Origin of the sequence: Spirosoma pollinicola (assembly GCF_002831565.1) — a bacterium.
In the GTDB taxonomy this organism is placed as follows: domain Bacteria; phylum Bacteroidota; class Bacteroidia; order Cytophagales; family Spirosomataceae; genus Spirosoma; species Spirosoma pollinicola.
Genome location: NZ_CP025096.1, coordinates 3361438 through 3382241, shown reverse-complemented (window position 1 = coordinate 3382241; position 20804 = coordinate 3361438). Strand labels below are relative to the sequence as shown.

Here is a 20804-nt window from a genome sequence, read left to right as displayed (position 1 = left end):
CCCCTTTTAAAAAGAGAAAGGAACGAAAACCTTTAAAAGAAATAAGTATAAACAGGAAATTTATCTGATCTTGTAGTCTACCTATCACCTGATCGTATCTGACCTAACTTTTTATAATTGAAAGAGTTTTCATATTCAGATAATTATCTGAAATCCTGATATAACGGCAGTCATATACTCTTGCAACGCAACGAATTACAATCGTTCAACTTCAAATCGAAGTTCATCGACCAATTGCTTGAGTCTATCTGTATTGGGTACTGGCGGAGGTAGTTGCTGGCTAACGAAGGCCGTCACCTCCCACACTTCCAGAACGTCTTTTAACGCAACTTCCCGGTTAGGAATATCGGCCCGGTCGGCGGTAAGCAGAAGCGTTCCCTTCACTTTTACCTGATTATAGACCCGGCGGCAACAGATTCCCGTTCCAGCGTCGGATCGCTGCGGCTGAATAAGCAGAACATATAGTTTACCATCAGCAATGTCGAACCAGTTTCTGATGAACTTTCCTACCAGCAAAGCCCCAGGAAAAACAAAATCAGCCCCGGCTTCAAACGACCGGTAATGCCCTTCGGGCAGGGTTGGCAAATGCATGGCCGGAAGTCGATGAATAAACTCCGCCTGTTGATACCGTTGATTATACTCGGCAAACTGCCGTTGCATCACCACCGGAATCGTTGGGGCAACAGGCTGGGCCATTGAGTTTTGCCGGGGCGATGTTGTCGCTCCTTCATATACATTGTTGAACGTCAATGTCTCTGCCAGATGACCCGTGGCGGATGGCGTTACTGGTGGAGCCAAACGAGGTTCGGGTTGCGAATTAAATAGCTCATCCAGCGACGATCGACCGCGATCGGGCGACTGATAGGCAGCTGGTTCCGTCTTAAAAGCCGTTGGCTGAGACCGTTCGTTCACGCCTTGGTTTGGCCGCACCGGGGGCGTAATGACCGGCGGAGCAGGCGCAGGCCGATTTTCATCCTGCGTTCGATAATACTTGTTCAGTACCGATGAAAGCGGTTGAGGTTCGGGAACGGGGGCCGAAGGCTGGGCAAATATGTCCGGGAAATCGGGATGCTGAAACGGATCGTCCTCATCTGGATCTACCTTGCCATCGGTTCGAATTGTTGGCGAATGTGACTCACCGGCTTTCGTTGGCTGACCCAGCGGGATGCTGAGATTTGGCGTTTCGCGAAGCTTACGGAGATCCTGTCGTGTCAGCAGTTCAACGGTTGTGTTGAACGCTTTCGCTATGGTTTGAATATTTTGCCCATTCGGATTAGCGCGACCTTCTTCATAAGCACCTAATAACGAACGCTTTATATTAATTTTTCGAGAAAATTGCTCCTGCGTCAGACCATTCAGTTTGCGCAGGTAGCGGATGTTGTCACTGACGAGCGTCATCCAGATTTAGGGTTTGCTAAAGTTTCAGCTAAGATAATCGTTTCGTTTTTTAAATGCCAATAACGGCCTTTCCTGCTACTTTTTTGTATTTTTAGCACATACTTTTGACTTGTTTACAGACGAATCGTTCTATCATGACTCCCCTACTCTCTGAAACTGACCTGCGCGACGATCTGCGGGAAACGTTTGATTCCCAACGCCGGTATGCTCCTCAGTTGGCATTGACCACGGCGGATCAGCGTATCGAGCGTATTCGCCGTATCCAGTCCTGGGTAAATGCGCACGAAGGTGATATTCAGCGAGCCATGTATGATGATTTCCGTAAGCCATCTGCAGAAGTGATGTTAGGTGAATTGATGGCCTTAAACGCCGAAATCAAGCACACCATCAAGCACTTGAAGGTCTGGATGACACCCCAGCAATTGCCAACACCGCTGTCGCTGATTGGTACAAAAAGCCGTTTGCTTCATGAGCCCAAAGGAAACGTGCTCATTATCTCGCCCTGGAATTATCCGTTTGTCCTGGCAATTCGTCCGTTGGTATCAGCCATTGCGGCTGGCAATGTGGCCATTTTAAAACCATCAGAAATGACTCCGCACACAGCCAGTCTGATAAAACGGATGATTACGGAATTGTTTCCAGCCAACGAGGTGGCCGTTTTTGAAGGCGATGCTGAGGTATCAAAAGCGTTGCTCGACCTCCCGTTCAATCATATATTCTTTACCGGAAGCCCCGGCGTGGGGCGAGTTGTTATGACGGCGGCCGCCAAACATCTGGCATCCGTAACGCTGGAATTAGGCGGTAAGTCGCCCGCTATCGTCGATGAATCGGTTGATATAAAACAAGCTGCCGGACAACTGGCCTGGGGCAAGTGCCTCAACAATGGACAAACCTGTATTGCTCCTGACTATCTACTTGTCCATCAATCTGTTAAACAACCGTTTATGCAGGCCTTTCGCGACACGATAGTGGCGATGTACAGCCCCGACGGCAAGCCGGTTGAAGCATCGGACAGTTATGCCCGTATCGTAAATAACCGCCATTTCAATCGGCTTCGGGAGTTAGTGGACGATGCGGTTAGCAAGGGGGCAACGATTACACATGGCGGCAAAATGAACGCCGAAACAAACTTCGTTGAGCCCACCGTTCTCGAAGATGTGACAGACGATATGCTGGTTATGCAGGAGGAGATTTTTGGCCCGGTGCTGCCGGTATTAACGTACGCCAATCTGGACGATGCGCTACGCATAATCAACCAACGCGAGAAGCCGCTGGCGCTCTATATTCACAGCCGCAATCGGAAAACAACGCAGTATATTCTGGATCGTACCTCCGCTGGTGATACGGTCATAAACGACACCCTATTACAATTCGGTAATGTCGAGCTACCTTTTGGTGGGGTTAACAATAGTGGATTGGGCAAATCAAATGGCTTCTTCAGTTTTCAGGAATTTTCCAACCAGCGGGGCGTAATGCAGCGCGATTTCGGCACCATGAAATTCATTTACCCACCTTACACAGATAAGGTAAAGAAGTTAATAAACTTTGTTGTGAAGTATTTGTAGCAAGTAGCGCGGTTTTCCAGCCGCGTAGTTTGCGTTACGCATGATTTGACATACCGACTTAAGCAAAATTTTTAACCACAGAGGCACAGAGAGCACAGAGCTTCAATGGCCTGATAATAAACCAATTGAAGCTCTGTGCTCTCTGTGCCTCTGTGGTTAAAATTTTGCTTAGGTACTTATACCTTAGGATAGATTCACGCGGCTTTACAGCCGCGCTACGTTAACGCCCTGCCTTAAACACGCGGGGCTTTTTTTCGTTAAAATCTCGTACATTGAAACCAGATGGTACGACGACTTCCCCTCCTGACAATTTTATTGGTATTGGCCGGTTTTAGAGCCCTTACACAAACCCTACCCGTACTCGACCAGAACCCAACCCGATTGCACTGGTATCGACTGAAAACGCCCCACTTTCAGGTCCTGTATCCCAACGGATTGGACTCCACAGCCCAGCAAACGGCGAACCGGCTCGAAAGCTTGTATGAACCAACCACTGCATCGCTTCAAGTACAGCCCCGACCTATTTCGGTTTTGCTTCAGAACCAGACAACAAATAGTAATGGGTTTGTTTCGCTTTTTCCACGACGGTCGGAGTTTTTTGCGGTTGCCCCGCAGGACCCCGGTTTGCTTGGCACCCTCGACTGGCTCGATCTGTTGTCTGTTCATGAATACCGGCACGTTGTTCAAAATGAAAAAGCCCTTCAGGGATATGGACGCACGCTTTATTCGATTCTTGGAAACACAGGTTTGGGACTGACTCTGGCAACCGTGCCCGACTGGTTTGCCGAAGGCGACGCCGTTAGTAACGAAACCCTCCTGAGCACAAGTGGTCGCGGGCGGATTCCTAATTTCGACCTCGGTATGCGGGCGAATCTCCTCGCCGGAAAACGGTTCGACTACCCAAAATCCGTTGGTGGATCTTACCGCGACAATGTACCAAATCACTATGTATTGGGCTATTTTCTAACAACTTACCTCAAACGAACTCATGGCTCTGATGTCTGGAGCCGGGTATTAAACCGGAACTATCATCGCTTCCCCTGGCCGTTTGCGTTCTCGGCCAGTATCAGGGATGAAACCGGGCTTAGTGTAGAAGACCTGTATCAAAAAACGATAAACGATCTGGTTAAAACGTGGCAAAAACAACAGGAGGGTTTAGTGTTGACACCGGCTGCGACGTTTCCGGTAATTGCAGAAAAACAGCTAGCAAAACGACCTGTATTCACGAATTACCGGTACCCGCAATTCCTGACCGACTCTACTGTTATTTGCGTTAAAAGCGGTCTTGGCGATACGCCCCGTCTTGTTATTCTGGATAAAAATGGACGAGAGAAAAAAGTATTTGTTCAGGGTTTCCCAAATGACCCTACCCTATTGTCGGCCACAGCGACTAAAGCGTGTTGGATTGAGTTTGGTTATGATCCACGCTGGGGACAGCGTATTTATTCCAACATCCGACTGCTCGATCTAAAATCCAGAAAACTCACGCGGCTAACCCACCGGGCCCGCTTTACGGCAGTTGCGCTCTCGCCCGATAACACGAAGCTGGTCGTGGTTGAAAATACCGACCGTTACAAAATTCATTTGCTGGTTCTCGACGCCAAAACGGGCCGCATTCAAAAAACAATTGTCAATCCAGAGAACGCCTTTTACCAGCATCCGCGCTGGAAAGACGACAACAAAACCATCATTACAGTAGCCCTTAAAGACGGAAAGAAGACCTTACAGTCTATTGATAGCGAATCAAATACGCACCTCGATTTACTACCAAGAACCAATGAAAATATCAGCCACCCACAGCCCTGGGGAAATTATGTGCTGTATAATTCTCCCCGCTCAGGCATCGACAATATTTATGCCGTAGACCTCCAGTCAAAAAAAGTGTTTCAGGTTACATCGCGACCGTTGGCGGCTTACCATGCAAGCATTTCGCCATCGGGATCACGGCTGGCCTTCGAGGATTTTTCGGCAACGGGCTACCGAATTTCAGACATGCCATTGACTGCTACCGACTGGAAACCTGTCTCTGAACCCGCCAGCCAATCGCCCGCTCGAAATTTCGACTCATTGGCTAATGTAGAACCGGGGGGGGCTCAGGGTCGTCTGATTTTAAGTCGGGCCTGGCTGACCGATTCAAGTGCAAAGGCTTACCCGCCCACCCGCTTTCGGCGCTTGGCTAATGCGGTGAATGTATATAGCTGGGGGCCGGTTCTTGGGAGCACAGGTCAGGCATTGTCGGTAGGAGTTAGTTCGCAGGACTTATTGAGCACCACTCAAATTGGTGTGGGCTATACCTACAATCAGGCCGAACAGGCCGGAAATGCCTACGCCATAGTAAGCTATCAGGGACTTTACCCGATTATCGACCTAAGCTTTCAGCACGGAAGCCGCCGAACCTCCCTGTACATCGACCGAATAGAACCCGTTGATAGTCTGCGTACCGATCGGTGGCAATATGACCAGCTAACGGCGGGGTTTCGTTTACCACTCGAACTAACCAATTCTAAATATAGTCAGGGAATTAACCTGTCGGCCTATTATAATTACCTGCACGTAACGGGCTACGACTTACCCTTCCGGTACGTTACTGAAGTAGGTTCTGCCGGATCGCTTAATGCGCTGACCTATGGGTTTAGTTATTCCCGATTGCTCCGTCAGAGTAAACGAGATGTGGCTCCACGTTGGGGACAAACCCTTTCGGCTAATTACCGAACAACGCCCTTTGGCGGAAAATTAACGGGTGAGCAATGGGGCGTTCAGGCGAACTTATTTTTCCCGGGTTTAGCCAAACACCATTCGCTACGGCTGCGTGCGGGCTACCAGGAACAGGCAAGGGGTACTTATCGCTTCAGCCCGATTGTCTTTTATCCGCGTGGGCAACTCTATATTAGCGACGATCAGATAAGAGCGGGCAGCATAGAATACCGGCTACCTATTGCCGACACCCATTGGACGTTGGGACGCTGGCTATATGTGCAACGGATCAAAGCCGGTGGCTTCTATGATGCGGCAAACGGACAATCACTGCTTGAAGTCCGTGATGTGTACAATCGATTACGCGGCTATGAAACCCAACACCGTACGTATCAGACAACCGGTCTCGATGTATCGTTTGTTTTCAACACTCTTCGCCTGCGGACTCCATTCGAGGCTGGTTTCCGAACCATCTATAATCTAACAACCGGCCAATGGCTGGTTCAACCCCTGGTAATCGATATAGGGTTTTAAAATAATGTAAAAATTATAATGAAGAATGAATAGTGAATAATAATACACAAATAGTCTATTATTCATTCTTCACTATTCATTCTTCATTACAAATTATCCCTTATAAAACACCCACTTTGACAGCTCTTTGAAAGATACCTTTTTGCCATACATCAGGATACCGACGCGGTAAATGCGGGCGGCTAGCCACGTGGTGCCAACGAATCCTAATACTAACAGAATCATCGACAGGGCTAACTCCCAAACAGGTACACCAAATGGAATTCTGACCATCATCACAACGGGTGATGTAAACGGGATAATTGATGTCCAGAATGCCAGAGGACCATCGGGGTCGCGAACGGCGATTTGAGCGAAGGCGATAGCAGCAATGATTGGCATCATGATCGGAAACATGAATTGCTGCGTCTCGGTCTCGTTGTCGACAGCCGCGCCCACAGCCCCAAAAAGGGCACTGTATAGCAAATAACCGCCTAAAAAATAGAATAGAAAACAGCTAACGATCAAGGGCAAATTGAGCGTCTCGATAGCTGCCATTACGTCGGCAACCGGGTTTTTAGCCGTGGCCATCTTGCTCTGCACTTCCTGACCTCCGGGCATACCATTCATGCGGGCTGCCATTTGTGATTGAGCCGTTTCTTTAGGCTGTCCGATAATTTTGGAGCCTATCGTCATAAGGCCAACTGTCAGTATAATCCAAAGCATGAACTGAGTCAGACCAACCAGCGCAACACCGATGATCTTACCAAGCATTAATTGAAAGGGTTTCACCGACGAGATAATTACCTCGACAATGCGATTGGTTTTTTCTTCCATTACGCCCCGCATCACCTGCGTGCCGTAAATGAGCACTGAGATGTAGATTAACAAAGCACAGAATCCACTGATAATGGTCGTTGCTATGCCGTTGTTGCTCTTTTCGCCATCGTCGCTCATGCTAATCGTTTGGGCATCGACATTCACTTTGGCATCCTGAATTACCTTCTGGGTAATACCCGCCTGCTCTAGCTTAATGGTTTCGATCTCTTTGGAAATAGCCCGCTCGATGTTGCTTTGCAGCGATAGGCTAACGCTTTTCTCCGAGAAAATCTGAACCGTTTTCGGCTCTTCGATCACATTTTGTGGAATGAACACCAGCGCATCATACCCCTGCTTGACAAATGCCTTTTTGGCTACAGCAAGCGACTGTTTCGGGTACGAAAAGACCGTTTCATCGTCGTTTTTAAACTGGTCAACAAACCGACCGCTCTGGTCGATAACCGCAATTTTCTTCTGGTTGATCGAGCTGACAGCCGCCCAACCAATAATGGCGTAAAAGCCAAAAATCAATAATGGTCCTAAAATCGTCATGATGATGAACGACTTCTTGCGCACCCGAACCATGTACTCGCGCTTGATGATGAGAAAAATTGTATGCATCTGTAGAACCGACCGTACCGGTCGGTGGAGTAAGCTGTAAAATGAATCGTAGGTAGACACACACGACCAAAAAGGTCGATGTTAGGTTGTTGGCACCTCGCCAACTGCCTGAATAAAAATGTCGTTCATGCTGGGTATATTCTCGCCAAATGACCGGACGTCGACCCGGTCGAGAAGGTATCGGATAAGGTCATTGACTGCGGCATCAGGTGGAATCCTGATGTCGGCCCGCAGGAAACCATCGTCGGTTGGGCGCGTATTGATCACGTCGAAGGCGGTTGGAAGTGTTTCGAGTTCGCCCTGGTATTCAACGTGATAGGTGTGTGTTTTAAACTGTTCTTTAATAGCCCGTTTTGGTCCGTCGAGCACTTTGTGCGCCCGGTTAATAAGGGCAATATTGTCGCACAATTCCTCAACGGACTCCATGCGGTGCGTTGAAAAGATAATCGTCTTGCCTTTATCGCGCAGCTCCAGAATCTCGTCTTTAATAAGATTGGCATTAATGGGATCAAAGCCAGAGAAGGGTTCGTCCAGAATAATCAGGTCGGGTTCGTGCATAACCGTTGCAACGAACTGCACCTTTTGCTGCATTCCTTTAGAAAGGTCTTCTACGTTTTTGTTCCACCAGGCTTTAATGTCGAACTTAATGAACCAGATCTTCAGCTTATCCATTGCCTGCTTTTCACTCAGTCCTTTAAGCTGAGCCAGGTAAAGCAATTGTTCGCCAACTTTCATTTTCTTATAAAGCCCCCGCTCTTCGGGCAAATAGCCGATCCGCTTAATGTGGCTTGGATTCAGCCGCTCGCCATCTAGGATCACCTCCCCGGAATCGGGTGCTGTAATCTGGTTGATAATCCTGATGAGGGAGGTTTTACCAGCCCCATTTGGGCCAAGAAGGCCAAAAATACACCCTTTCGGCACAGAAAGACTCACGTCGTCCAGGGCTCGATGTTCAGCATATTGTTTAACAATGTGGTGGGTTTCGAGGATGTTATTCATCAACGATATTCAGTTAGTTTAGGGAGTATATGTGTTTGTACCTGGGTTGATCGCACCAATCTACGGTTTTCGCTCAGGCAATGGCAATCAATATACGGATGAACTGTCAACAGGCCGTACAAACGGTTATAAAAAAGGCCACAACCTGAGCGGGTTGTGGCCTTTTTTATGATTTGTCAAGCTATATTTAGTTATAATATTCCCGAACTTGAAAAAGCAGCATCAGAAATAAGAGTGCCAGAATGATCCCAATCAGACTAAATGAAAAAATACTGACGACTACACTCAGAATTTGGGCGTAATAGGCAAATACCCAACCTTGTCGCTTCCGGTTGAATAAGCCGGGTAGTGCCATAATACCCAGCACCAATCGAGCAATGTTGATAACCATACCAATGGAATATGCAAAACCGAGGTTTGCTCCTTCCATGAATGAAACAGGCATAAACGCTACACCTATCCCTAAAAAGACTAGGATCGCCGGTATGGTTAACACCAATAGTACAAGCGATACGATAGGCCAGTACTTCACAAAACCTTCCCGGAAGTTGTAAGGAAACTGAAAAGGGGCTTTTGTAGTAAAATATGGAGCCAGTTCGGCTTCCAGCACGGCAGGTTGGGCCATTATCAGAAAAAGTTTAGGTAAAAGAGATGAATGGTTGATTTTCAACTGCCTGAATTTACACGTTCCTTCGAACAACCTACATAAAGCCCAACGATTTTTTAAACAGCAACCTCATCTGTTTCAATAGGCTGTGTCATAAACTCACCCTCCCATTTTGAAATAACACAGGTTGCCACTGCATTACCCGCCACACTCGTTGCCGAGCGGCCCATATCCAGAATCTGGTCAATACCCAACAATAAGGCAAGTCCTTCGATGGGTAAGTTGAACATCGACATGGTTCCGGCAATAACCACCAGCGACGCCCGAGGCACACCCGCAATCCCTTTAGAAGTGATCATTAACGTCAGCATCATGGCAATTTGCTGCTCAATGGACAAATGAATGCCGTAAGCCTGGGCAATAAATGCCGTTGCAAATGTCATGTATAACATCGAACCATCCAGGTTGAATGAATATCCCAGGGGCAGGACAAATGATATGATCCGCTCCGAACAGCCAAATTTCCGTAACGCTTCAATTGTTTGCGGAAACGAAGCCTCCGAACTTGCCGTACTGAATGATAACAGCGCTGGCGTTTTAATGACGGCTAATAATTTGAAATAGGGAATACCGGCAACTAGACAGATGACCCACAGGACCACGAATAAAAAGAAAAACAGGCCGACAAAGAAACACAAAATAAGGTAGGCGTAGCCCGCCAGGATACTTAAGCCCTGTTGCGCTACAACAGCCGCAATGGCGCCCAAAACACCGAAAGGCGCAAAGCCCATTACATAGCTAGTAACTTTAAACATGACATGCGAAAGAGCATCCAGCGCCGTAATCATAACTTTACCCTTGGGCCCTATAGACCCTACGGCAATACCAAAGAAGATACTAAATACCACAATTTGCAGGATCTCATTATTGGCCAGAGATTCGGCAAAACTGGTTGGGAAAATATGCGTGATAAAGGTCTCGAATGACAATTTTGTGGTCTCAATGCCCACATCAGTACCTTTAGCGGGTAATTTAAGCTGCATCACCTCGCCTGGTCTCATAATATTTACCACCAGTAAACCCACCAACAGCGACAGGATAGTAGCGAAGTAAAAGTAGCCCAGCGTTTTCAGGCCGATTCGGCCAACTACTTTAAAATCACCAAGTTTCGCTATACCTACAACCAGCGTCGCAAAAACCAGAGGCCCGATAATCATTTTGATCAGCCTCAGAAAAACCTTGGATAAGATATTAAGATCGGTACCCGAAAACCCTGAAGTAGTAGCCGGAAAAAAATAACCAATGGCAATACCGATTACCAGGCCCAGAAAAATACGCGTCGTTAGATTAGGTAGTTTCATGCAGTAAGATTAAAGAAGAACCCTCATAGACAAATGTAAAGGAATCTGAGCAGTTCAGAAAGTAGGTTTATGATGGGATTTTCTGAACAGACCTTCAGATTAACAACCTTTACAAGAAAACTTATGTGAAGAGTAACTATTATTTGTAAATTCGATAGCCGTAATTCATCATGCGACACAATTAACAAATTATGTTAACACATTACCTAAATTATGAACTCTGGAACATACGTCGATAGATGGGCTTTCTATAGGCAAACTGTATCCATAGAATAGGATATAGTAGGTAATCTGTCAATAAAAATGGTGTTTTGAACGTAATATCATCAATGACTATCGTTTTATCGGAAGAGTCGTCAAACGAACGTTGAAGCCGATGATGATGTTGCCAGTAGGTTAGGAAAAAAGGCAGCTTAATGCCTTTATCGACAAAGAAAATTTCTTCTACGCTGGTTTGCTGATCAATAATTCGACTGATCCAATCCTGACGAAAGAGGAGAAAATTTAATTGCAAGTGGACTATATCGCCTTGCAGGCAACCGTCAAAGCGTACAACCTTCACCGGTGGAAAAGGTGGACTAAGACGCTCAAAAAGAGTACGATTGAAACCAGCCCAAACGGCCGGGAGTGATTGATCGACTTTGGTTTCAAGAAAAATATGCATAACAGGCGAACATAGAAGAAATCTTAAAGTAAAAGAAACGAACAATGGTGGAAAAAACCCAAAGCTTTTACCAAAAGCGACGTACTAACACGGTTTTTTACACATAATAAAAGCGTAATCGGAAAATTGATAGATATACACATGTATCGCCTTAAAAGCTGGGCGATTTGCTGGTTTGTAACGTTGCTTTTCAGCTTCCCTTTACGAGCCGAAGATACGCCTGATCCGGAGTACCTTACTGTTCGAAATGGCCTCCCCCAGGGATTTGTCAAATCCCTGATACAGGACAACCGCGGGTTTATCTGGCTGGCAACACGTGATGGGCTTTGCCGGTATGACGGTGTTCATTTCCGTATTTACACTCACGATCCGCAACGAAGCAAAACCCTGTCGTTCAGTAGTATTTATGAGATAAAAGACGACAAACAGAATACCCTTTGGCTTCGTACAGAAAATAACAATATCGATTCCTTCGATCCGGTTACCGAGCAAGCTAAACACATTTCCTATTCCATACCATTTCAACGGGCGCTTGGACGCGATCAGCTTGTTGGTATTCAACCCGACCACTTAGGCAATGTTTGGGTGGCAACACAAACGAACGGCTTTTTCAGGCTGAATGCAAATGGTACAATTTCACACCGGCACTGGGCCATAAAAGGTGATACGGTTCAGCGTGTCCTGCATGCCCTGCTACTCGACCGTTTTAATCAACTTTGGCTGGCAGCACAGGATGGCCTTTTCAAATTTGATCCGGCATCCGGGCAGTTTGCCGGTTTTCGCCAGGCTCAGGGGTTACCGCAAAATGAAGTATATGGGTTGCATGAACGAGCCTCTGGTGATTTGATGCTTGGTTTTCCAGGACGTTTCGCGCTTTTTGACTCGCAAGATGGGCGTGTTCGGCAAGTTGTACAGTTGCCGGGTTCGCAAACAAATATACCCCTTTTCGCCAGGGACTTTCGGGGCGTTGACTATATAAACCAAAGTCGGTATACAGACCAAACCGGTCTAGTGTCCTTACTTTCTGAACCCAGTGACCGTGCAAGTCTCTCAACAGCAACATACCAACCCCCTAAACTAGGCCGCTTCTCTGCCGTATCGATCTTAGTTGACCGTACAAATGTGCTTTGGATTGGCCTGAATGGCGATGGGGTTATCAAATATGACCTCAACAAGCGTCCGTTTCAGACTATGCCTTACCAGCAAAACTTTCAGACAGACTGGCTGACCCAACAATATAGTGTACCGCTGGATGCTATTCCAGCAAGTATTCGGCAGGAGTCATCGGCAAACATGCGTTATCAGTTCGACCGGCGTAAAAACCTTTGGATCACAACCCCGCAAAAGGTTCCGTATCAGTATAGCACATCGAAGAAGACCTTTGCTCCGGTTAAGCCCAAAGGTATTGAATCCCGCTGGTTGCTGAATGGCGATTTTCGCCTGACGGCCATGTCGACCGGGGCACAGGGTGAACTTTGGGGACTATTAGGACCGCACAACCGAGCCGTTGTTCGGTATAATCCGGACCAGGAAAATTTTACTGCGTTTCCCTTAACGTTACCACCTAACCACCCCTATGAAATTATGGCCATGGTTGTTGATGGGGGCCGCGTTTACCTGGCCACAAAGAACCACGGCTTGCTGCGGGCCGACTTATCCATTAAACGACTCATTCACTGGCACAGTGGTGGTAATGATGCCCGAACGCTACCCGGCGACGCCCTCCTGTGTCTGGCTCAGGACCCTCTCCATTATAATTATTTGTGGATTGGCACCTTCGGTGAAGGCCTATGCCGGCTCGATAAAATGACGGGTAAGATTCAGCGATTTACCGTTGGTCAGGTCGTATCCAATAATGTAATTTATGCCATTCGAACAGATGGTAACGGTCATTTGTGGCTCAGTACCAACCGCGGTCTTTGCCGATTTGATACGCGCACCAATGAAGCCCGGAACTACATGGCCGATGATGGTTTGCCAGATGAAGAATTTAAACAATTTCATGATGTTGCTCTTCCCGATGGACGGCTCATTTTTGGCGGTACGGGAGGCTATACCACATTCGACCCGCGTAAGGTTAGGGAAGACTCCATTAAACCTACAGTAGCACTTACGGCCTTACGTATTAACAACCAACTGGTGAACGCCACCACGCCTGGTTCACCTATTCAAGAGGATATTAATGAAACCGTAGAAATTGATTTAGATCATCGGCAGAACTTCCTGTCTATTGATTTTGCTGCTCTTGAGTTTAACCAAAGCCATAAAAACCAGTACCGCTATAAACTGGTTGGCTTGGACAAAGACTGGGTTTATAGCGGTAATCAATCCACTGCAACTTATACGAATCTCCCACCCAACACGTATACCTTCGTTGTCAATGCATCTAATACGTCGAGCGTATGGAGTCCGCATACCCATTCATTACGCATCATCATTTCACCTCCCCTTTGGGCAACCTGGTGGGCTTATATGGGCTATGCTTTACTCCTGCTTGGTGCAATTGTCCTTTTTCTTAAAGTACGCATCAATCGTATTCGCTTAACCAGTCGGATGGAACTACGGGAGCAGGAATCCATTCAATTAAAGCATCTGGATGAGATTAAATCCAGATTTTTCGCGAACATAACCCATGAATTTCGCACGCCTTTAACCCTGATTCTCACCCCGCTGGAACAAGTGCTTAATGATTCGGCCGACTCACCTTATCATAACCGGCTATCCCTGATTTATCGAAATGCGAACCGACTTCTGCGATTGATAAACGAGCTACTCGATCTGGCAAAACTTGACGCGGGCAATCTAACGATAAACCCCACGGCCGCCGATTTATCGGATTTTATTAATCGAACTGTAACTGTGTTTATGGAAGAAGCTCAGCGTAAGCATATTAAGCTGGAGCAGTCCCACAATTTCATCCAACCTTTTTACTGGTTTGATCCGGATAAGATAGAAAAAATTCTAACGAATCTACTTTCAAACGCGCTGAAGTTTACGAATGAATACGGAACGATAACGGTGTCAACGTTTGTAGTGCCCTCCGACTCAACTCTATCAAACTCAACGAATACGGATTTCGTGCGAATAATGGTGTACAATACAGGGGCGGGTATTCCTGAACATCAGGTCGTACACATCTTTAATCGATTTTATCAGGCGGACCCAATGACAGAAAGGTCGGTTGGTGGTTCGGGAATTGGCTTGGCCCTGGTGAAAGAACTGGTTGAAATGATGCAGGGAACGATTTCGGTAGAAAGTAACCCTACGCTTGGAACAACGTTCACCGTTGAACTTCCCTTCCGACAGGCACGTCGCGACACGATCTCTACGTCTGTAGGCAATCTCCCCTTACCCATGCCGGGATATGAACTACTCCCTGCGAACCATAGCATCAAAGATGAAAAAGTGCCATTCGTGTTGCTGGTTGAGGACGATGATGACATTGCCGACTTCGTTGTTACGACCCTGAATACAGAGTGGCGGGTGCAACGAGTAAACAATGGCAAAGCGGGCGTTGAAACCGCTATAACTACCGGGCCGGATTTTATCATCAGCGATGTCCTTATGCCTGAGATGAACGGGTATGAACTTTGCCGCCAACTAAAAAGCAATCCGATTACCAGCCATATTCCAATCTTGCTATTAACAGCTAAAATTTCGGCCGAAAGTCGATTGGAAGGTTTATCGGCAGGTGCTGATGATTACCTGGCGAAACCTTTTCAAATGGAGGAGTTACGCGGACGCATTCGAAACCGGCTGGCGCATCAACAGCAAGTTCGTCATTATTACCGGACCCAGCTATTGGGCGAGGGCTATCTACCACTAACTAGCGAGGCTCCCGAAGATGATTTCATGAACCGGATTTATACGCTCCTCGAACATCATCTGGACGATTCAACGTTTGGGGTGGAGCCTTTGGCTAGCGCCATTGGCATGAGCCGAATGCACCTTAACAGAAAGGTAAAAGCGATGACCGGCCTGACACCAAATGAGCTGATTCGTGTAGTTCGTTTGAAACGAGCAGCCGAGTTACTATTAATTGGAGGGTCTATCTCTGAAGTTGCCGATCGGGTAGGCTTTGACACACCAGCCTATTTCTCAAAAGTCTTCAAGGAACACTACTTAATGACCCCGTCAGAGTATGTCGAACAGCATCGACAGGAGCTAATAAAATAGTTAACGTAAAATCATTGGATTTGCATTTTAGACTACTTAAATAAAAAATAAATACCTAATACCATAGACTTTAGCGACTTACAAGTAAACCATATGTATTTTAAATAATCTTATGCATGTGATGTTACAAATTTTATAGCGCTTGTTACGAAAGAGCAAGACTTACAATTGTACCGGCCATAGTATTGCATCAGTTACGTTTATTTCAACTGTATCTGAAAAGTTAATACTCGCACGTATGTCCATGTCTGCCTTTTCCTTTTCCAACAGAACCACCCCAGTGGAGTGGCCTCCGCTTAAGCTTTATCTTCGCGAAACGGGCCGTCAGTTATTTTCAGTAACTGACTTAGTGTACCTTCAGGCTGTAGCTAATTATAGCTGGTTAAACTGGTCAGATGGTAAACGTATGCTTATGCCGCGTACGCTAAAGTACTACTCCCCACAATTGCCTACTGAGCTATTTATTCGTCTCCACCGCAATTGCGTTGTCAATCGGCGCTTTGTTGAACGGTTGGAACGCACTGATACTGGTGGTCTTGTTCATCTAACAACCGGTGAGGTTCTGCCAGTTTCCCGTCGTCGCTGGAGTTTGGTACGTCGTCAGTTAACTAACAACCGCCCGAATTTGAATTAACTTCTCCTTTTCGCTTTTTATCCATCTTGGTATTTTAAGCCAGTATATAAGTATCCTGGTTGGTGGTAGGCTGTGTAGTCACATACAGAAAACGATCTGATTAGCTCCTTACGTAGTGGAAGTTAATCAGATCGTTTTCTGCACATGACTGATTTCGAGAACCTACAAAACTCGACGGGGATCAACGCACTAAGTTTGGCAGAAACATTCTCGCCAGGACCGGGTTGAACAGGCATACATATGTTTGTTCAACCCGGTTTTTTTGTATGCAGTCCAGTCCAAGCTTAGCCACTAAAACGCTTGATGCCCACGAGCAACTGAATCAGTTATATGGCATTCAGGAAATAAAAGGGTACACGGATCCGATGCATGAACTGATTGGCACCATTCTATCGCACCGAACGACACATGCCAATGAGATGACCGCTTATGTCACAATGCGCAAGCGATTTCCAAACTGGGAGCAGGTTCGTGACGCACCTCTCCCCGATTTGATCGACGCCATACAGACAGCTAATTACCCCGAAATAAAAGCTCCTTATATCCAGAATCTGCTTACCCACCTCATCCGGGAAACAGGAGCGGCTAATATTGATTTTCTGGGTGACTTATCAACCGAAGAAGCTATGAATTGGCTGACGGCTTTGCCCGGTATCGGATTAAAGACGGCTACGATCCTGCTACTGTTCAAATTTAAAAAACCTGTACTTCCTATTGATACGCACGTTCACCGGGTTACACAGCGGTTAGGCCTCATTGGTCCAAAAGTGAGCGCAGAAAAGGCGCACTCCATCCTCTTAGCTTATCTACCAGAGGATGCCCTGCAACTGTTTAATTTTCACAAGCATTTCTACTGGCATGGTCAACGCGTATGCACCTGGTATTACCCAAAATGCAACGAATGTGTTTTACAGGATATGTGCGACTATTTTCAAACAGGCAGAACTATGGTATTAAGCAGTACGCCAATCCGGAAAAAGAAGTCTACAAATCCTTAATGGACATCAATACATACACGAAGGCCCGACTAGTACAAACTAGTCGGGCCTTCGTGTATTCTTACAACTGTTTAATTCTGTGTTCCGTACTTACGTTCGAAGAACATTTTCGATTGCTCGACCCAGTTATCTCGCTCAATTCGGCCTGGAAAGAACTCGATAAGCTCATTAACTTTATCTATGTCTTCTTTTGTAAAATTGGCAACCTGTCTGAATGTGTAAATACCCAGGCTGTGTAATTTACGCTCCAGAAATGGCCCTACGCCTACAATATCTTTCAAATCATCTGCTTCTGTTGCTGTGGCACGTCCAATCCGATCGAAGTTTACTTCACCGGAGCGGGCGGCAATGCGGTTCAGCACGGCCGCTTCCGAAGTATCGGTAGTACTCACTACCGGAAGTGCTACTGGCACTAAGGTCGGTTCAATGGGCGGCACTACAACAGCAGGTATATCGAGCGATGAACTGATGTTGGTTATCACTACATCCTCGTCAATCAATTCGGGGGTATCGTCATTTGAGAAAGCGGGTAACAGCGGGTCTGCATGAACGAAGGCTGGTGGCACCTGGACAATGGGGGCAGTGTACACTGGAGCAATTGGTGGAACAACAGAAAGACGAGCGACCGTTTTCGACTGAAGGCAATTTGCCAGCTCAGTTTCTTTTTCCGAAATCGCCATGCGAAGCGAACTAACCCGACCGGCAAGTATCAACCGCCCCAACAGCCAGCCAACTAAGGCAGCAAAAGCCATCAAAATCAATATTTCGGTGATGGCCACCGTTTCATTAAAAGGATCTAATCCAAACATAATAGGATTCTTGTTTAAGTTTTTTGTTATTTTCTGGCCAATTCAGCGGCTTGTCCGACCCAGTTGTCCCGAACAATACGGCCCGGGAAGAACTCGATCAGATCATTTATCTGGTCTATGTCTTCCTCATTAAAATTGGCTATCTGCCGGAATGTATAGATGCCAAGTGCATGCAGCTTTTTCTCCAGAAATGGGCCAACCCCAACAATGACTTTCAGATCGTCGGCACTGTCTGCCATTGCTACGCCAATCCGGGTGAAATTAATTTCGTTGGCACGGGCAGCTATCCGATTTAACACAACTGTTTCTTCATCGTTTGCACTGCTAACCGGTACTTTGGGTTTCCGATAGCAATCTTCCACATCACGTTCTGTACTGGCCAAATCGCCTTCAAGCTGGCTAATTGTTCGTTGCCGGGAGACATACCCAATTATAAAGCCCAAAATACCAGCCACAACCAGCATGAGTAGTTGCTGTAATTGGGCATCAGGTAAATTGAGGGGATTCATTTCAAACATAATTGTAAGAATTTATAGTGTTGGCGTATACTGTTTTGGGAAGAGCCCCAACTTAGTAAACTAAATACGTTTCGAAACCAGGATTACTCAACAACTACCGTGACCCGACGATTGGCTTTACGCCCAGATATAGTGCTGTTGTCGGCTTTCGGTTCTGTTTCTCCTTTGGCTTTAACGGCAATCTGGTCTGCTTCTATTCCCGATTTGCGAAGTTTTGATTTTACCTGATTGGCGCGATCAAGCGAGAGCCTCATGTTCACTTCGTCAGGACCAGAACTATCAGTATGACCTGTTAACAGGAGTTTTTTATCTTTATGCTCTGCCAGATATTTAGTTGCTTCCTCAAAAAACTTCTTCGTTTCATCAGTTTTGATGTAGTTAGCCACACTAAGTGGGAAATACAGGTCAATTGGCTTGAACACCGATGTAAATTTTTCACTCGCTGCCAGTTCTTTTTCAGTTGTTGGTTCTGCAATGGTAACAGGCGTTGGTGCTGTAACTGAATCTGTAGCAGGAGCGTCTGCTGTTCCTGTGAACACAAAGTCAAGCCCGCCCACAAGCGAATCACCTTTAGCGGTAAACGGGATATCACGCTCAACTCCGGTTGTAGTTAGAGACGTGGCCGAAATACCCTGTTGTATCAGATATTGCTTAATGCCTTCGGCACGAGCCAAGCCTAAATTGGGAAACGTGGTCGTATTAGCTTCTCCTTTAGAGTAATAACCGATAATTTCTAGCGTCCGGTTTGGGCTTACCTTTATATAGGTGATCATTGACCCAAGTGAACCACCCAGCGAATTCATATTAGCGTTAGCACCTGATTTGGCAAAGCTGAAATTGCCGGGAAAATTCAGGCGAAAGTAATCTTCATCTGCTATCGTAAATCCAGGCGTCTTTACCGGCGTTATGTCGAGTGTTGAGTCAGCAGAGACGGCTACTGGCTGAGCATCATTTCCGCATAGTTGCTTTATTTTGCAGACATGCCACCATGTGGAGCCCATCATCCATAGAATAAGCAGGATAACCCAGGGAGTTTTGTGTGTAAACATAAATAAGGCTGAAGGTTAGTACAGGTATTAAATTCTAAATTCCAATATGAGACGGAATTCATCGAAAAGGTTGCTCAAAAATAGCAGTATGTGGCGCAAAAGCAATATAAACGTAATTTATGGACACTTTTCTTACACATAATTTATACATACTGAGATGTAACTTCACAAAAGTTACTAAACCATACTTCCCGTAGCCGGGTATGTCCTTAACTTGCTCTTTTTATACAGCCTGATTTTTAAAGGAATGCTTATTGACCTTCGTAGCGACACCGTTACTCAACCCACGCCCGCTATGCGCGAGGCAATGTTTACTGCCAAACTTGGCGACGATGTTCTTGGCGATGATCCAACGGTTAACGCCCTTGAAACAAAGGCGGCCTCCATGTTTGGTATGGAAGCGGCTCTTTTTTGCGCGTCGGGTACCATGACTAACCAACTGGCGATTCGTACGCATACCCGCCCCGGCGATGATGTAATCTGTGATTATCTTTCACACGTTTACCAATACGAAGGCGGGGGAATATCGGTCAATGCCCTTGCGTCTGTAAGTCTGGCCCACGGCCAAAATGGCAAACTCACCCCCGATCTTATCCGGGAGTACATCTATAATCCTGCCGACTCGCACAAACCCCTCTCAAGGCTGGTGGTGCTGGAAAATACAGTCAACAAAGGTGGTGGCTGTTACTATACCCTACCCGAAATTGCAGCCATTCGGAAGCTATGCGATGAAAACGGCCTCATTCTACACCTAGATGGTGCCCGTTTGTTCAACGCGCTCGTTGAAACAGGAGAGCCAACCTTGGCGTACGGACAGCTATTCGATTCAATTAGTATCTGCTTATCTAAAGGGCTTGGTTGCCCGGTGGGTTCGCTCCTGCTCGGCAAAGCCGATTTTATTCGTCAGGCCCGGCGCTTTCGAAAATTGATGGGTGGCGGCTGGCGGCAGGCCGGGTTTCTGGCTGCAGCGGGTATTTACGCCCTTGACCATCATATTGACCGATTGAAACTGGACCACTCCCGCGCCCGAAAAATCGGGGCAATTCTCGAACGTTTGCCCGAAGTAGAAGAAATACTGTCCATCGACACGAATATTGTCATTTTCCGACTCCCCGAAACCATCCTGGCCGCAGATTATGTTAAAATGCTAGAAACAAAAGGTATTCGCGGTATTGCGTTTGGGAAACATTTGGTGCGCTTTGTAACGCATCTGGATTTTACGGACGTGATGCTGGCAGAAATGGAAACTCTACTTGACCGGGATTTTACTAAGATTTAACCGATTAAACAGGATTACCGCCAAAGAAATGCTACTCGAAAAGTAAAGGATTTCAGTGTGATTTGAAAATCTTATTTAATCCTATAAATCTTAGTAAAAT

General features: G+C 46.5%; 15 protein-coding genes. 6 read left to right on the top strand and 9 right to left on the bottom strand.

Annotated features, from left to right (window positions below; translation table 11 throughout):
- Positions 1-195 precede the first annotated feature (195 nt).
- Positions 196-1398, bottom strand: coding sequence for a helix-turn-helix domain-containing protein (locus CWM47_RS14065; RefSeq protein WP_100988574.1), 1203 nt, complete (start codon positions 1396-1398; stop codon positions 196-198).
- A gap of 134 nt (positions 1399-1532) precedes the next feature.
- Between CWM47_RS14065 and CWM47_RS14060 the strand changes: the two genes are divergently transcribed.
- Positions 1533-2963 carry an aldehyde dehydrogenase family protein gene (locus CWM47_RS14060; RefSeq protein WP_100988573.1) on the top strand — a complete coding sequence of 477 codons (1431 nt, stop codon included), beginning with the start codon at positions 1533-1535 and terminating at the stop codon, positions 2961-2963.
- Between the two features lie 282 nt (positions 2964-3245).
- Positions 3246-6191 carry a TolB-like translocation protein gene (locus tag CWM47_RS14055; protein ID WP_100988572.1) on the top strand — a complete coding sequence of 982 codons (2946 nt, stop codon included), beginning with the start codon at positions 3246-3248 and terminating at the stop codon, positions 6189-6191.
- Between the two features lie 93 nt (positions 6192-6284).
- Here the strand turns inward: CWM47_RS14055 and CWM47_RS14050 are convergent, their stop codons facing one another.
- From CWM47_RS14050 to CWM47_RS14030, 5 genes are all read right to left on the bottom strand, one after another.
- Entirely contained in the window at positions 6285-7610 is a 1326-nt protein-coding gene (locus CWM47_RS14050; RefSeq protein WP_100988571.1) for an ABC transporter permease, read from the bottom strand.
- Positions 7611-7691: 81 nt separating this feature from the next.
- Positions 7692-8609, bottom strand: coding sequence for an ABC transporter ATP-binding protein (locus tag CWM47_RS14045; protein WP_100988570.1), 918 nt, complete (start codon positions 8607-8609; stop codon positions 7692-7694).
- Positions 8610-8796: 187 nt separating this feature from the next.
- Positions 8797-9234: a chromate transporter gene (locus tag CWM47_RS14040; protein WP_100988569.1), complete on the bottom strand. Its 438-nt coding sequence runs from the start codon at positions 9232-9234 to the stop codon at positions 8797-8799.
- Between the two features lie 98 nt (positions 9235-9332).
- On the bottom strand, positions 9333-10577 hold the full coding sequence (locus tag CWM47_RS14035) for a dicarboxylate/amino acid:cation symporter (RefSeq protein ID WP_100988568.1): 1245 nt from the start codon (positions 10575-10577) through the stop codon (positions 9333-9335).
- Positions 10578-10788: 211 nt separating this feature from the next.
- Positions 10789-11241, bottom strand: coding sequence for an SRPBCC family protein (locus CWM47_RS14030; protein ID WP_100988567.1), 453 nt, complete (start codon positions 11239-11241; stop codon positions 10789-10791).
- Positions 11242-11382: 141 nt separating this feature from the next.
- Here CWM47_RS14030 and CWM47_RS14025 point away from each other — a divergent pair, with 141 nt between their 5' ends.
- From CWM47_RS14025 to CWM47_RS14015, 3 genes are all read left to right on the top strand, one after another.
- Positions 11383-15417, top strand: a complete 4035-nt coding sequence (locus CWM47_RS14025) for a hybrid sensor histidine kinase/response regulator transcription factor (RefSeq protein ID WP_100988566.1) — start codon at positions 11383-11385, stop codon at positions 15415-15417.
- Positions 15418-15655: 238 nt separating this feature from the next.
- Positions 15656-16051, top strand: a complete 396-nt coding sequence (locus tag CWM47_RS14020; RefSeq protein WP_317046732.1) for a LytR/AlgR family response regulator transcription factor — start codon at positions 15656-15658, stop codon at positions 16049-16051.
- Positions 16052-16317: 266 nt separating this feature from the next.
- Entirely contained in the window at positions 16318-17049 is a 732-nt protein-coding gene (locus CWM47_RS14015) for an endonuclease III domain-containing protein (protein WP_100988564.1), read from the top strand.
- Positions 17050-17120: 71 nt separating this feature from the next.
- On the opposite strand, the gene CWM47_RS14010 is transcribed toward CWM47_RS14015, so the two are convergent.
- The 3 genes from CWM47_RS14010 to CWM47_RS14000 form a co-directional block, all read right to left on the bottom strand.
- A complete protein-coding gene (locus CWM47_RS14010; protein ID WP_100988563.1) occupies positions 17121-17858 on the bottom strand; it encodes a hypothetical protein in 738 nt (245 codons plus the stop codon).
- 26 nt (positions 17859-17884) lie between these two features.
- A complete protein-coding gene (locus CWM47_RS14005; RefSeq protein ID WP_100988562.1) occupies positions 17885-18376 on the bottom strand; it encodes a hypothetical protein in 492 nt (163 codons plus the stop codon).
- A gap of 83 nt (positions 18377-18459) precedes the next feature.
- Positions 18460-19425 carry an OmpA family protein gene (locus CWM47_RS14000; protein WP_100988561.1) on the bottom strand — a complete coding sequence of 322 codons (966 nt, stop codon included), beginning with the start codon at positions 19423-19425 and terminating at the stop codon, positions 18460-18462.
- Positions 19426-19672: 247 nt separating this feature from the next.
- Between CWM47_RS14000 and CWM47_RS13995 the strand changes: the two genes are divergently transcribed.
- Positions 19673-20704 (top strand): threonine aldolase family protein, encoded by a 1032-nt coding sequence (locus CWM47_RS13995; protein ID WP_100988560.1) that lies wholly within the window; start codon positions 19673-19675, stop codon positions 20702-20704.
- Positions 20705-20804 lie beyond the last annotated feature (100 nt).

What these genes read in the sequence shown, in the direction of transcription:
- CWM47_RS14000 (WP_100988561.1), bottom strand. Translation starts at nt 19,425, where the DNA reads ATGTTTACACACAAAACTCCCTGGGTTATCCTGCTTATTCTATGGATG.
- CWM47_RS14045 (WP_100988570.1), bottom strand. Translation starts at nt 8,609, where the DNA reads ATGAATAACATCCTCGAAACCCACCACATTGTTAAACAATATGCTGAA.
- CWM47_RS14055 (WP_100988572.1), top strand. Translation starts at nt 3,246, where the DNA reads ATGGTACGACGACTTCCCCTCCTGACAATTTTATTGGTATTGGCCGGT.
- CWM47_RS14060 (WP_100988573.1), top strand. Translation starts at nt 1,533, where the DNA reads ATGACTCCCCTACTCTCTGAAACTGACCTGCGCGACGATCTGCGGGAA.
- CWM47_RS14005 (WP_100988562.1), bottom strand. Translation starts at nt 18,376, where the DNA reads ATGTTTGAAATGAATCCCCTCAATTTACCTGATGCCCAATTACAGCAA.
- CWM47_RS14065 (WP_100988574.1), bottom strand. Translation starts at nt 1,398, where the DNA reads ATGACGCTCGTCAGTGACAACATCCGCTACCTGCGCAAACTGAATGGT.
- CWM47_RS14025 (WP_100988566.1), top strand. Translation starts at nt 11,383, where the DNA reads ATGTATCGCCTTAAAAGCTGGGCGATTTGCTGGTTTGTAACGTTGCTT.
- CWM47_RS14020 (WP_317046732.1), top strand. Translation starts at nt 15,656, where the DNA reads ATGTCCATGTCTGCCTTTTCCTTTTCCAACAGAACCACCCCAGTGGAG.
- CWM47_RS14015 (WP_100988564.1), top strand. Translation starts at nt 16,318, where the DNA reads ATGCAGTCCAGTCCAAGCTTAGCCACTAAAACGCTTGATGCCCACGAG.
- CWM47_RS14035 (WP_100988568.1), bottom strand. Translation starts at nt 10,577, where the DNA reads ATGAAACTACCTAATCTAACGACGCGTATTTTTCTGGGCCTGGTAATC.
- CWM47_RS14040 (WP_100988569.1), bottom strand. Translation starts at nt 9,234, where the DNA reads ATGGCCCAACCTGCCGTGCTGGAAGCCGAACTGGCTCCATATTTTACT.
- CWM47_RS14050 (WP_100988571.1), bottom strand. Translation starts at nt 7,610, where the DNA reads ATGCATACAATTTTTCTCATCATCAAGCGCGAGTACATGGTTCGGGTG.
- CWM47_RS14010 (WP_100988563.1), bottom strand. Translation starts at nt 17,858, where the DNA reads ATGTTTGGATTAGATCCTTTTAATGAAACGGTGGCCATCACCGAAATA.
- CWM47_RS13995 (WP_100988560.1), top strand. Translation starts at nt 19,673, where the DNA reads ATGCTTATTGACCTTCGTAGCGACACCGTTACTCAACCCACGCCCGCT.
- CWM47_RS14030 (WP_100988567.1), bottom strand. Translation starts at nt 11,241, where the DNA reads ATGCATATTTTTCTTGAAACCAAAGTCGATCAATCACTCCCGGCCGTT.